This is a genomic window from Stenotrophomonas muris (assembly GCF_052751275.1).
This window is the reverse complement of the sequence record NZ_CP199879.1, coordinates 2,883,882-2,897,717: the sequence shown is the minus strand read 5'-3', so window position 1 is coordinate 2,897,717 and position 13,836 is coordinate 2,883,882. Positions and strand designations below refer to the sequence as shown.

At 63.6% G+C, this 13,836-nt stretch carries 7 protein-coding genes; all 7 read left to right on the top strand.

Annotation, left to right across the window (positions count from 1 at the left end):
* Positions 1 to 52: 52 nt before the first annotated feature.
* The 7 genes from rpoB (at position 53) to rpsJ (ending at position 13,835) form a co-directional block, all read left to right on the top strand.
* Positions 53 to 4,207, top strand: coding sequence for a DNA-directed RNA polymerase subunit beta (gene rpoB / locus ACUVWL_RS13580; RefSeq protein ID WP_014646048.1), 4,155 nt, complete (start codon positions 53 to 55; stop codon positions 4,205 to 4,207).
* Between the two features lie 89 nt (positions 4,208 to 4,296).
* Entirely contained in the window at positions 4,297 to 8,520 is a 4,224-nt protein-coding gene (gene rpoC / locus ACUVWL_RS13575) for a DNA-directed RNA polymerase subunit beta' (protein WP_053495944.1), read from the top strand.
* Positions 8,521 to 8,804: 284 nt separating this feature from the next.
* Complete coding sequence (gene rpsL, locus ACUVWL_RS13570) at positions 8,805 to 9,179, top strand: 30S ribosomal protein S12 (protein ID WP_004145320.1); 375 nt, start codon at positions 8,805 to 8,807, stop codon at positions 9,177 to 9,179.
* Positions 9,180 to 9,191: 12 nt separating this feature from the next.
* Complete coding sequence (rpsG, locus tag ACUVWL_RS13565) at positions 9,192 to 9,665, top strand: 30S ribosomal protein S7 (RefSeq protein WP_004145321.1); 474 nt, start codon at positions 9,192 to 9,194, stop codon at positions 9,663 to 9,665.
* Positions 9,666 to 9,806: 141 nt separating this feature from the next.
* A complete protein-coding gene (fusA, locus tag ACUVWL_RS13560) occupies positions 9,807 to 11,948 on the top strand; it encodes an elongation factor G (RefSeq protein WP_014646050.1) in 2,142 nt (713 codons plus the stop codon).
* Between the two features lie 52 nt (positions 11,949 to 12,000).
* Entirely contained in the window at positions 12,001 to 13,191 is a 1,191-nt protein-coding gene (gene tuf, locus ACUVWL_RS13555; RefSeq protein ID WP_014036096.1) for an elongation factor Tu, read from the top strand.
* A gap of 332 nt (positions 13,192 to 13,523) precedes the next feature.
* Complete coding sequence (gene rpsJ, locus ACUVWL_RS13550; RefSeq protein WP_005408208.1) at positions 13,524 to 13,835, top strand: 30S ribosomal protein S10; 312 nt, start codon at positions 13,524 to 13,526, stop codon at positions 13,833 to 13,835.
* The last annotated feature ends 1 nt before the right edge of the window (position 13,836 follow it).

Below are 13,836 nucleotides of genomic sequence, written 5' to 3'. Positions count from 1 at the left end.
AGTTCCCTTCGGATCGTGGGCGCACGATCCGCACAACAAGGTGGAAGACCTCATGACGTCCTATTCGTTCACCGAAAAAAAGCGTATCCGCAAGGATTTCGGCAAGCAGCGCTCGATTCTCGAAGTGCCGTTCCTGCTCGCCATCCAGGTGGATTCCTATCGTGAATTCCTGCAGGAAAACGTCGATCCGGCCAAGCGCACGGACCACGGCCTGCACGCTGCGCTGAAGTCGGTCTTCCCGATCGCCAGCTACAGCGGCAATGCTGCCCTGGAATACGTCGGCTACAAGCTGGGCGAACCGGTCTTCGACGAGCGTGAGTGCCGCCAGCGCGGCATGAGCTACGGCGCCCCGCTGCGCGTGACCGTGCGCCTGGTGATCTACGACCGTGAGTCGTCGACCAAGGCCATCAAGTACGTGAAGGAGCAGGAGGTCTATCTGGGCGAAATCCCGCTGATGACCGAGAACGGCACCTTCATCGTCAACGGCACCGAGCGCGTCATCGTCTCGCAGCTGCACCGCTCGCCGGGCGTGTTCTTCGACCACGACCGTGGCAAGACCCACAGCTCGGGCAAGCTGCTGTACAGCGCCCGCATCATTCCTTACCGCGGTTCCTGGCTGGACTTCGAGTTCGACCCGAAGGACGCGCTGTTCACCCGTATCGACCGTCGCCGCAAGCTGCCGGTGTCGATCCTGCTGCGCGCGCTCGGCTACAGCAACGAGGAGATGCTGGCCGAGTTCTTCGAGATCAACACCTTCCACATCAATCCGGATGAAGGCGTCCAGCTGGAGCTGGTGCCGGAGCGCCTGCGTGGCGAAACCCTGGGCTTCGACCTCGCCGACGGCGACAAGGTCATCGTGGAAGCCGGCAAGCGCATCACCGCGCGCCACATCAAGCAGCTGGAAGCCTCGGGCATCGCCGCCCTGGCCGTGCCGGACGACTACATCGTCGGCCGCATCCTGTCGCACGACGTGGTCGATGCCTCCACCGGCGAGCTGCTGGCCCAGGCCAACGACGAGATCACCGACGAGCAGCTGCAGGCCTTCCGCAAGGCCGGCGTTGACGCGGTCGGCACCCTGTGGGTGAACGACCTGGATCGTGGTCCGTACCTGTCCAACACCCTGCGCATCGACCCGACCAAGACCCAGCTGGAAGCCCTGGTCGAGATCTACCGCATGATGCGTCCGGGCGAGCCGCCGACCAAGGATGCCGCGCAGAACCTGTTCCACAACCTGTTCTTCACCTTCGAGCGCTACGACCTGTCCGCGGTCGGCCGCATGAAGTTCAACCGTCGCGTGGGCCGCAAGGAAACCACCGGCGAAGCCGTGCTGTACGACAGCAAGTACTTCGGTGAGCGCAACGACGAAGAGTCCAAGCGCCTGGTCGCTGCCCACGGCGACAGCTCCGACATCCTGGACGTGATCAAGGTCCTGACCGAGATCCGCAACGGTCGCGGCGTGGTCGATGACATCGATCACCTGGGCAACCGTCGCGTGCGTTCGGTCGGTGAAATGGCCGAGAACGTGTTCCGCGTCGGCCTGGTCCGCGTCGAGCGCGCGGTCAAGGAGCGCCTGTCGATGGCCGAGTCGGAAGGCCTGACCCCGCAGGAACTGATCAACGCCAAGCCGGTCGCCGCTGCCATCAAGGAGTTCTTCGGCTCCTCGCAGCTGTCGCAGTTCATGGACCAGAACAACCCGCTGTCGGAAGTGACTCACAAGCGTCGCGTCTCGGCCCTGGGCCCGGGCGGTCTGACCCGTGAGCGCGCCGGCTTCGAAGTGCGCGACGTGCACCCGACCCATTACGGCCGCGTCTGCACCATCGAAACCCCGGAAGGCCCGAACATCGGCCTGATCAACTCGCTGGCCGTGTATGCCCGCACCAACCAGTACGGTTTCCTCGAGACCCCGTACCGCAAGGTCGTGGACGGCAAGGTCTATGACGAAGTCGAGTTCCTGTCGGCGATCGAAGAAAACGAGTACGTCATTGCGCAGGCCAACGCGCTGACCGACGCCAAGGGCACCCTGACCGAGCAGTTCGTCCCGTGCCGCTTCCAGGGCGAATCGCTGCTGAAGCCGCCGGCGGAAGTCCACTTCATGGACGTCTCGCCGATGCAGACCGTGTCGATCGCGGCCGCGCTGGTTCCGTTCCTGGAGCACGATGACGCCAACCGCGCACTGATGGGCGCCAACATGCAGCGTCAGGCCGTGCCGACCCTGCGTGCGCAGAAGCCGCTGGTCGGTACCGGCATCGAGCGCGCCGTGGCGCGTGACTCCGGTGTGACCGTGAATGCCCGTCGTGGTGGCGAGATCGTGCAGATCGACGCGGCCCGCATCGTGGTCAAGGTCAACGAGGAAGAGATCGTTGGCGCCACCGACGCAGGCGTGGACATCTACAACCTGGTCAAGTACACCCGTTCGAACCAGAACACCTGCATCAACCAGCGCCCGCTGGTCCAGGTCGGTGACGTCATCGCCCGCGGCGACGTGCTGGCCGACGGTCCGTCCACCGACATCGGCGAACTGGCCCTGGGCCAGAACATGCTGATCGCGTTCATGCCGTGGAACGGCTACAACTTCGAAGACTCCATCCTGCTCTCCGAGCGCGTGGTGGAAGAGGATCGTTACACCACGATCCACATCGAAGAGCTGACCTGCGTCGCGCGTGACACCAAGCTGGGGCCGGAGGAAATCTCCGCCGACATCCCGAACGTCTCCGAGCAGGCGCTGAACCGCCTGGACGAGAGCGGCGTGGTGTACATCGGCGCGGAAGTCCGTGCCGGCGACATCCTGGTCGGCAAGGTCACCCCGAAGGGCGAAAGCCAGCTGACCCCGGAAGAGAAGCTGCTGCGCGCGATCTTCGGCGAGAAGGCTTCGGACGTGAAGGACAGCTCGCTGCGCGTTCCGCCGGGCATGGACGGCACCGTCATCGACGTGCAGGTCTTCACCCGCGACGGCATCGAGAAGGACAAGCGCGCCCGCCAGATCGAAGAATCTGAAATCAAGCGCGTCAAGAAGGACTTCGACGACCAGTTCCGCATCCTGGAAGCCGCCATCTACATGCGTCTGCGTTCGCAGATCGTGGGCAAGGTGGTCAACGGTGGCGCTGGCCTGAAGAAGGGTGACGTGATCACCGACGCCTTCCTGGACGGCCTGAAGAAGGCTGACTGGTTCGCCCTGCGCATGAAGGACGAGGACGCTTCGGAAGCCATCGAGCGCGCGCAGAAGCAGATCCAGGCGCACGAGAAGGAGTTCGAGCGTCGCTTCGCCGACAAGCGCGGCAAGATCACCGCCGGTGACGACCTCGCTCCGGGCGTTCTGAAGATGGTCAAGGTGTTCCTGGCCGTGAAGCGCCGCATCCAGCCGGGCGACAAGATGGCTGGCCGCCACGGCAACAAGGGTGTGGTCTCCAACGTGGTGCCGGTCGAGGACATGCCGTACATGGCCTCGGGCGAAACCGTGGACATCGTGCTGAACCCGCTGGGCGTGCCGTCGCGCATGAACATCGGCCAGATTCTGGAAGTGCACCTGGGCTGGGCCGCCAAGGGTCTGGGTCGCAAGATCCAGGCGATGATGGAAGCCCAGGCGGCGGTCGCCGACCTGCGCAAGTTCCTGGACGACATCTACAACCACGACGACACCAACGTGGCCAACCGTGTCGACCTGTCGCAGTTCAGCGACGAGGAACTGCTGCGCCTGGCCCGCAACCTGACCGACGGCGTGCCGATGGCTACCCCGGTGTTCGACGGCGCCACCGAAGCGGAAATCAAGCGCATGCTGGAACTGGCCGACCTGCCGAGCAGCGGCCAGACCCAGCTGTACGACGGCCGCACCGGTGAAGCCTTCGATCGCCACACCACCGTTGGCTACATGCACTACCTGAAGCTGAACCACCTGGTCGACGACAAGATGCACGCCCGTTCGACCGGTCCGTACTCGCTCGTCACCCAGCAGCCGCTGGGCGGCAAGGCGCAGTTCGGCGGCCAGCGCTTCGGTGAAATGGAAGTCTGGGCGCTGGAAGCCTACGGCGCGGCCTACACCCTGCAGGAAATGCTGACGGTGAAGTCCGATGACGTGCAGGGCCGCAACCAGATGTACAAGAACATTGTCGACGGTGAGCACGAGATGGTCGCGGGCATGCCGGAATCCTTCAACGTGCTCGTGAAGGAAATCCGCTCGCTGGCCATCAACATGGAACTGGAAGACAACTGATCCATGCCGGCGCGGCGGCCTCCGCCGCCGCGCCGCTGGCAGTCAACTGAAAGCCCATCGACACAGCATTCCTCCTTCTGGAGAACACCATGAAAGACCTGCTCAACCTCTTCAACCAGCAGCGCCAGACGCTGGACTTCGACGCGATCAAGATCGCGCTGGCCTCGCCGGACCTGATCCGTTCGTGGTCCTTCGGCGAAGTGAAGAAGCCGGAAACCATCAACTACCGTACCTTCAAGCCGGAACGCGACGGCCTGTTCTGCGCCGCCATCTTCGGCCCGGTGAAGGACTACGAGTGCCTGTGCGGCAAGTACAAGCGCATGAAGCACCGCGGCGTGGTCTGCGAAAAGTGCGGCACCGAAGTGACCCTGGCCAAGGTGCGCCGTGAGCGCATGGGCCACATCGACCTGGCGTCGCCGGTCGCGCACATCTGGTTCCTGAAGTCGCTGCCGTCGCGCATCGGCCTGATGCTGGACATGACCCTGCGCGATATCGAGCGCGTGCTGTACTTCGAAGCGTACGTGGTGACCGAGCCGGGCCTGACCGCCCTGGAGCGCCGCCAGCTGCTGACCGAAGAACAGTACCTGCAGGCCCGCCAGGAGCACGGTGACGACTTCGACGCCGCGATGGGCGCCGAGGCGGTGTACGAGCTGCTGCGCACGATCGACCTGCAGTCGGAAATGACCCGCCTGCGCGAGGAAATCGCCGCTACCGGTTCGGAAACCAAGCTGAAGCGACTGACCAAGCGCATCAAGCTGATCGAGGCCTTCCTGGAATCGGGCAACCGTCCGGAGTGGATGGTCATGACCGTGCTGCCGGTGCTGCCGCCGGACCTGCGCCCGCTGGTCCCGCTGGATGGCGGCCGCTTCGCGACCTCCGACCTGAACGACCTGTACCGCCGCGTCATCAACCGCAACAACCGCCTGCGCCGCCTGCTCGAGCTGAGCGCGCCGGACATCATCGTGCGCAATGAAAAGCGCATGCTGCAGGAATCGGTCGATGCGCTGCTGGACAACGGCCGTCGCGGCCGTGCCATCACCGGCACCAACAAGCGCCCGCTGAAGTCGCTGGCCGACATGATCAAGGGCAAGCAGGGTCGCTTCCGCCAGAACCTGCTCGGCAAGCGCGTCGACTACTCGGGCCGTTCGGTCATCGTGGTCGGTCCGTACCTGCGCCTGCACCAGTGCGGCCTGCCGAAGAAGATGGCGCTGGAGCTGTTCAAGCCGTTCGTCTTCGCCAAGCTGCAGCGTCGTGGCCTGGCCACCACCATCAAGGCCGCCAAGAAGCTGGTCGAGCGCGAAGAAGCCGAAGTCTGGGACATCCTGGAAGAGGTCATCCGCGAGCATCCGGTGATGCTGAACCGTGCGCCGACCCTGCACCGTCTGGGCATCCAGGCGTTCGAGCCGGTGCTGATCGAAGGCAAGGCCATCCAGCTGCACCCGCTGGTCTGCACCGCGTTCAACGCCGACTTCGACGGTGACCAGATGGCCGTCCACGTGCCGCTCTCGCTGGAAGCCCAGCTGGAAGCGCGTGCGCTGATGATGTCGACCAACAACATCCTGTCGCCGGCCAACGGCGAGCCGATCATCGTGCCGTCGCAGGACGTCGTGCTGGGTCTGTACTACATGACCCGCTCGCTGGAAAACAAGAAGGGCGAGGGCATGGCCTTCGCCAATATCGCCGAAGTGAAGCGTGCCTACGACAACCGTGTGGTGGAACTGCACGCCAAGGTCAAGGTCCGCATCACCGAGGTGGTGACCGACGAAGACGGCAACAAGCAGAACAAGACCTCGATCGTGGACACCACGATCGGTCGCGCCCTGCTGGCTGAAATCCTGCCGGAAGGCCTGCCGTTCGCGCTGGCCAACACCGAGCTGACCAAGAAGAACATCAGCCGCCTGATCAACTCCAGCTACCGCCAGCTGGGCCTGAAGGACACGGTCGTGTTCGCCGACAAGCTGATGTACACCGGCTTCGCCTACGCGACCCGCGCCGGCGTCTCGATCGGCATCGACGACATGCTGATCCCGGACGAGAAGAAGGGCATCCTCACCGAGGCCGAAGCCGAAGTGCTGGAAATCCAGGAGCAGTACCAGTCGGGCCTGGTCACCGCCGGCGAGCGCTACAACAAGGTGGTCGACATCTGGTCGCGCACCAACGAGCGCATCGCCAAGGCGATGATGGACACCATCGGTACCGAGAAGGTGGTCAATGCCAAGGGCGAGACCATCGACCAGAAGTCGATGAACTCGCTGTACATCATGGCCGACTCCGGTGCGCGTGGTTCGCAGGCGCAGATCCGTCAGCTGGCGGGCATGCGCGGCCTGATGGCCCGCCCGGACGGCTCGATCATCGAGACGCCCATCAAGGCGAACTTCCGCGAAGGCCTGAACGTGCAGGAGTACTTCAACTCCACCCACGGTGCCCGTAAGGGTCTGGCCGATACCGCACTGAAGACCGCGAACTCGGGTTACCTGACCCGTCGTCTGGTCGACGTCGCGCAGGACGTGGTGATCACCGAGGTGGATTGCGGTACCACCGAAGGCCTGATCATGACCCCGATCGTGGAAGGCGGCGACGTGGTCGAGCCGCTGAAGGACCGCGTGCTGGGCCGCGTGGTTGCCGAGGACGTGTTCCTGCCGGGCAACGACGAGGATCCGATCGTCACCCGCAACACCCTGCTCGACGAAGCCTGGGTCGCCAAGCTGGAAGATGCCGGCGTGCAGACCATCAAGGTCCGCTCGACCATCTCCTGCGAATCGGCGTTCGGTGTCTGCTCGCGCTGCTACGGCCGCGACCTGGCCCGTGGCCACCTGGTCAACATCGGTGAAGCAGTCGGCGTCATCGCCGCGCAGTCCATCGGTGAGCCGGGTACCCAGCTGACCATGCGTACGTTCCACATCGGTGGTGCGGCGTCGCGAGCTGCAGCGGTCGACAACATCACCGTCAAGACCACCGGCTCGGTCAAGTTCAGCAACCTCAAGTCGGTCGAGCATGCCAACGGCTCGCTGGTCGCAGTGTCGCGCTCGGGCGAAATCTCGGTGCTCGATGCCCACGGCCGTGAGCGTGAGCGTTACAAGCTGCCGTACGGTGCGACCATCACGTCCAAGGACGGTGATGCGATCAAGGCTGGCCAGACCGTGGCCAACTGGGATCCGCATAACCACCCGATCGTGTCGGAAGTGGCCGGCTTCATCCGCTTCATCGACTTCGTTGATGGCATCACCGTCATCGAGAAGACCGACGAGCTGACCGGCCTGGCTTCGCGCGAAATCACCGATCCGAAGCGTCGTGGTACCCAGGCCAAGGACCTGCGCCCGATCGTGCGCATCGTCGACGCCAAGGGCAACGACCTGTCGATTCCGGGCACCGACCTGCCGGCGCAGTACCTGCTGCCGCCGCGTTCGATCGTCAACCTGCAGGACGGCGCCCCGGTGGGCGTGGGCGACGTCGTCGCCAAGATCCCGCAGGAAGCGTCGAAGACCCGCGACATCACCGGTGGTCTGCCGCGCGTGGCCGACCTGTTCGAAGCGCGCAAGCCGAAGGATCCGGCGGTGCTGGCCGAGCGTTCGGGCATCATCAGCTTCGGCAAGGACACCAAGGGCAAGCAGCGCCTGATCATCAAGGACACCGATGGTTCGGAGCACGAAGAGCTGATCCCGAAGTACCGCCAGGTCATCGTGTTCGAAGGCGAGCATGTCACCAAGGGTGAAACCATCGTGGACGGCGAGCCGAGCCCGCAGGACATCCTGCGCCTGCTGGGCGTCGAGCCGCTGGCGGCCTACCTGGTGAAGGAAATCCAGGACGTGTACCGCCTGCAGGGCGTGAAGATCAACGACAAGCACATCGAGGTGATCACCCGCCAGATGCTGCGCAAGGTCGAGATCACCGATCAGGGCAGCAGCAAGTTCCTGAACGGCGAACAGGTGGAGCGTCAGCGCGTTATCGAGGAAAATGCGCGCCTGTCGGCCCGCAACGAGCTGCCGGCGCACTTCGATCCGGTCCTGCTGGGTATCACCAAGGCGTCGCTGGCGACCGAATCGTTCATCTCGGCCGCTTCGTTCCAGGAAACCACCCGCGTGCTGACCGAAGCGGCCGTCCGCGGCACCTCGGACAACCTGCGTGGCCTGAAGGAAAACGTCATCGTGGGTCGCCTGATTCCGGCCGGTACCGGCCTGGCGTACCACAGCAACCGCCGTCGCGGCGCTTCCGGTCTCACCGAGTCGGAAATGCAGACCCTGGCCGGTACCCCGGTCGCGGTCGAGGCGCCGGTGGTTGAAGCCGAAGCTGAACAGGCGTCGGGCGAAGAATGAGGTAGCCGGTCCGGCCGCAAGGCCGGACCACCCCATCGGTCCATCGATGGGATTGGGAAAGGGCAGGGGAGATCGTCCGCGATCGACCCTGTCAACCTGAACGGGGTACATGGAGGCCCCCCAGTAACGTCCCGGGATCAGGGACGGGCTTGACAGGAGGCGTTTGACTGCTTTCCTGGCAGGTTGCTACAATCGTCTGTCTCAGCAGGCCAGAATTTCGGCCTGCTTTAACATTTCCGCATCTCTGGTCGGATTTTCCGGCCACCAATCAGAAGAACCTACTGATGGCGACGATCAACCAGCTGGTCCGCAAGCCGCGGCAAGCGACCACCTACAAGAGTGCCTCGCCGGCGCTCGACAAGTGCCCGCAGCGCCGTGGCGTCTGCACCCGTGTCTACACCACCACTCCGAAGAAGCCGAACTCGGCTCTGCGCAAGGTTGCCAAGGTCCGCCTGACCAACCAGGAAGAAGTGATTTCCTACATCGGTGGTGAAGGCCACAACCTGCAGGAGCACTCCGTGGTCCTGATCCGCGGCGGTCGCGTCAAGGACCTGCCGGGTGTGCGTTACCACACCGTTCGTGGCTCACTCGACGCCGCCGGCGTTGCCAAGCGTCGCCAGGCCCGTTCCAAGTACGGCGCCAAGCGTCCGAAGGCATAAGGAGAGAGCACTATGTCGCGTAAGGGTAATACTCCGCAGCGTTCCGTCCTGCCCGATCCGAAGCACGGAAGCGAAACCATCGCCCGCTTCATCAACATGGTCATGCAGAGCGGCAAGAAGTCCGTCGCCGAAAAGATCGTGTACGGCGCCATGGACGTGATCACCGAGAAGAACAGCAGCGCCAACGCCATTGAACTGGTGCAGAAGGCTCTGGACAACGTCGCTCCGGCGGTCGAAGTCAAGTCGCGTCGCGTCGGTGGTGCCACCTACCAGGTGCCGGTCGAAGTGCGTTCGTCGCGCAAGATGGCCCTGGCCATGCGCTGGCTGATCGACTCCGCGCGCAAGCGTGGTGAGAACACCATGCCGAAGAAGCTGGCTGCTGAACTGATCGACGCCTCGGAAAACCGTGGCGGCGCCATCAAGAAGCGCGAAGAAACCCACCGCATGGCCGAAGCCAACAAGGCATTCGCCCACTACCGCTGGTGAGTTTGACGGCCTTGTAAAACAGGCAGGGCAGCACCACTTCGGTGCGTGCTGCCTCGCGGTCCCAGAAGGGCTGCGCCAATCCGAAGGCCGCCGAAAGGCGGCGTTCGGCCATCCGAAATCCAAGAAATCTGAGAGGCTCCCGTGGCCCGTTCCACTCCCATCGAGCGTTACCGTAACTTCGGCATCATGGCTCACATCGATGCCGGCAAGACCACCACGTCCGAGCGCATCCTGTTCTACACCGGCAAGAGCCACAAGATCGGTGAAGTGCACGACGGCGCCGCCACCATGGACTGGATGGAGCAGGAGCAGGAGCGTGGCATCACGATCCAGTCCGCTGCCACCACCGCGTTCTGGAAGGGCATGGACAAGTCCCTGCCGGAGCACCGCTTCAACATCATCGACACCCCCGGGCACGTCGACTTCACCATCGAAGTGGAGCGCTCGCTGCGCGTGCTCGACGGTGCCGTCTTCGTCCTGTGTGCCGTCGGTGGCGTGCAGCCGCAGTCGGAAACCGTGTGGCGCCAGGCCAACAAGTACCACGTGCCGCGCATCGCGTTCGTCAACAAGATGGACCGCACCGGTGCCAACTTCCAGAAGGTCGTCGGCCAGCTGAAGGCCAAGCTGGGCGCGGTCGCCGTGCCGATGCAGCTGCCGATCGGCGCTGAAGACAACTTCAAGGGCGTTGTCGACCTGCTGAAGATGAAGGCCATCCATTGGGATGAGGCTTCGCAGGGCATGAAGTTCGAATACAGCGACATCCCGGCCGATCTGCAGGCGGCTGCCGAAGAGGCTCGCCAGTTCATGGTCGAGACCGCTGCCGAAGCCAGCGAAGAGCTGATGGAAAAGTACCTGGGCGGCGAGGAGCTGGCCGAGGCTGAAATCATCAACGCGCTGCGTACCCGCACCCTGGCCACCGAGATCGTGCCGATGTACTGCGGCTCGGCCTTCAAGAACAAGGGCGTGCAGGCCATGCTGGACGGCGTGATCCAGCTGCTGCCGTCGCCGGTCGACGTGCCGGACGTGAAGGGCGTGGACGTTGACGACGACACCGTCGAGATGACCCGCAAGTCGGACGACAAGGCTCCGTTCTCGTCGCTGGCCTTCAAGATCATCACCGACCCGTTCGTCGGCGCGCTGACCTTCTTCCGCGTCTACTCGGGCACCCTGAACGGTGGCGACACCGTGCTGAACTCGGTGAAGGGCAAGAAGGAGCGCATCGGTCGCATCCTGCAGATGCACTCGAACAACCGCGAGGAAATCAAGGAAGTTCTGGCTGGTGACATCGCTGCTGCCGTGGGCCTGAAGGACACCACCACCGGTGACACCCTGTGCGCCGTGGACGCGCCGATCATCCTGGAGCGCATGACCTTCCCGGAGCCGGTGATCTCGATGGCCGTCGAGCCGAAGACCAAGTCGGACCAGGAAAAGATGGGTCTGGCCCTGGGCCGTCTGGCGCAGGAAGATCCGTCGTTCCGCGTCAAGACCGACGAAGAATCCGGCCAGACCATCATCTCGGGCATGGGCGAGCTGCACCTGGACATCATCGTCGACCGCCTGAAGCGCGAGTTCAACGTTGAAGCCAACGTCGGCGCGCCGCAGGTGGCCTACCGCGAAACCATCACCCTGGCCGACGTCAAGTCGGACTACAAGCACGCCAAGCAGTCCGGTGGTAAGGGTCAGTACGGTCACGTCGTGATCGAGCTGTCGCCGATCACCGCTGAAGACCGTGCCGATCCGAAGCTGGCTCCGGCCATCAAGGACGACTTCCTGTTCATCAACGACATCACCGGCGGCGTGATCCCGAAGGAATTCATTCCGTCGGTTGAAAAGGGCCTGCGCGAAACCATCACCAGCGGTCCGCTGGCTGGCTTCCCGGTCGTGGACGTCAAGGTGAAGCTGGTGTTCGGTTCGTACCACGACGTCGACTCCTCGGAAATGGCGTTCAAGCTGGCTTCGTCGATGGCCTTCAAGCAGGGCTTCGCCAAGGCCAAGCCGGTGCTGCTGGAGCCGATCATGAAGGTCGAGATCGTGACCCCGGAGGATTACCAGGGTGACGTGATGGGCGACGTCAGCCGTCGTCGCGGCGTGCTGCAGGGTTCCGACACCACCGGTGACGGTTCGGCCAGCATCATCAACGCGATGATCCCGCTGGGTGAAATGTTCGGCTACGCCACTGCGCTGCGTTCGCAGACCCAGGGCCGCGCCACCTTCACCATGGAATTCGATCACTACGAGCCGGCTCCGACCAACATCGCCGAAGCCGTCATGAAGAAGGGCTGAGCCTCGCTCAGCCTCTCTTGAAACCACTTACGAACAATCAAGGTATAGAACAATGGCAAAGGGTAAGTTCGAGCGCACCAAGCCGCACGTCAACGTCGGCACCATCGGTCACGTCGATCACGGCAAGACCACGCTGACCGCCGCACTGACCAAGATCGGTGCCGAGCGCTTCGGTGGCGAGTTCAAGGATTACTCCTCGATCGACGCCGCGCCGGAAGAAAAGGCTCGTGGTATCACGATCTCGACCGCGCACGTCGAATACGAATCCCCGATCCGTCACTACGCCCACGTTGACTGCCCGGGCCACGCTGACTACGTCAAGAACATGATCACCGGTGCCGCCCAGATGGACGGCGCGATCCTGGTGTGCTCGGCCGCTGACGGCCCGATGCCGCAGACCCGTGAGCACATCCTGCTGTCGCGCCAGGTCGGCGTGCCGTACATCGTCGTGTTCCTGAACAAGGCCGACATGGTCGACGACGCCGAGCTGCTCGAGCTGGTCGAGATGGAAGTGCGCGAACTGCTGAGCAAGTACGAGTTCCCGGGCGACGACACCCCGATCATCGCCGGTTCGGCCCGCCTGGCGCTGGAAGGCGACCAGAGCGACATCGGCGTGCCGGCCATCCTGAAGCTGGTCGACGCGCTGGACAGCTGGATTCCGGAGCCGGAGCGTGCGATCGACAAGCCGTTCCTGATGCCGGTGGAAGACGTGTTCTCGATCTCGGGCCGCGGCACCGTGGTGACCGGTCGTATCGAGCGCGGCGTGATCAAGGTTGGCGACGAAATCGAAATCGTCGGCATCCGTCCGGTGCAGAAGACCACCGTGACCGGCGTTGAAATGTTCCGCAAGCTGCTGGACCAGGGTCAGGCAGGCGACAACGCTGGCCTGCTGCTGCGCGGCACCAAGCGTGACGACGTCGAGCGTGGCCAGGTGCTGGCCAAGCCGGGCACGATCAAGCCGCACACCAAGTTCGAAGGCGAAGTGTACGTCCTGTCGAAGGACGAGGGCGGCCGCCACACCCCGTTCTTCAACGGCTACCGTCCGCAGTTCTACTTCCGCACCACCGACATCACCGGCGCAGCTGCGCTGCCGGAAGGCGTCGAAATGGTGATGCCGGGTGACAACGTCAAGATGGTCGTCACCCTGATCAACCCGGTGGCAATGGACGAAGGCCTGCGCTTCGCCATCCGCGAAGGCGGCCGTACCGTCGGCGCCGGCGTGGTCTCGAAGATCATCGAGTAATCTGGTAGTATCTGCGCCCCGATGTTGCCTGGGTAGGGCATCGGGGCGTATCAAATGGGAAAGCAGGCACAGGATGTGCCTTGTGTTCCCCGGACCAGGAAGGGTCAATGCCATTCAGGCGGCGTCAACAGGCGACTGTTGACAGCTGCCTTGCGTGCCATTATGCTTCTACGTCTGGGCAGGCCGGGAAACTGGTCTGCCTACGTTTTTGAGGTCCATGGAGTGACCTTGTCGGCCTGCAGGACTGCGGGCCGTCCGTATTCAGGAATTTCATGGGGCAAAGCAACCCAGAGGCTTTGTCTGTCGCTCTTTTAACGAAGGAACCTACCGCCATGGCGGACCAAAAGATCCGGATCCGGCTGAAAGCGTTCGATCATCGTCTGATCGACCGTTCGGCCAGCGAGATCGTTGAAACGGCAAAGCGGACCGGCGCGCAAGTGCGTGGCCCGATCCCGCTGCCGACCAAGATCGAGCGTTACACCGTTCTCGTCTCCCCGCACGTCGACAAGGACGCGCGTGACCAGTACGAGACCCGCACGCACAAGCGCGTGCTCGATATCGTTGACCCGAATGACAAGACCGTGGACGCGCTGATGAAGCTCGAACTGGCTGCCGGCGTCGACGTTCAGATCAAGCTGACCTGAG

What these genes read in the sequence shown, in the direction of transcription:
- rpoB (WP_014646048.1), top strand. Translation starts at nt 53, where the DNA reads ATGACGTCCTATTCGTTCACCGAAAAAAAGCGTATCCGCAAGGATTTC.
- rpoC (WP_053495944.1), top strand. Translation starts at nt 4,297, where the DNA reads ATGAAAGACCTGCTCAACCTCTTCAACCAGCAGCGCCAGACGCTGGAC.
- rpsL (WP_004145320.1), top strand. Translation starts at nt 8,805, where the DNA reads ATGGCGACGATCAACCAGCTGGTCCGCAAGCCGCGGCAAGCGACCACC.
- rpsG (WP_004145321.1), top strand. Translation starts at nt 9,192, where the DNA reads ATGTCGCGTAAGGGTAATACTCCGCAGCGTTCCGTCCTGCCCGATCCG.
- tuf (WP_014036096.1), top strand. Translation starts at nt 12,001, where the DNA reads ATGGCAAAGGGTAAGTTCGAGCGCACCAAGCCGCACGTCAACGTCGGC.
- rpsJ (WP_005408208.1), top strand. Translation starts at nt 13,524, where the DNA reads ATGGCGGACCAAAAGATCCGGATCCGGCTGAAAGCGTTCGATCATCGT.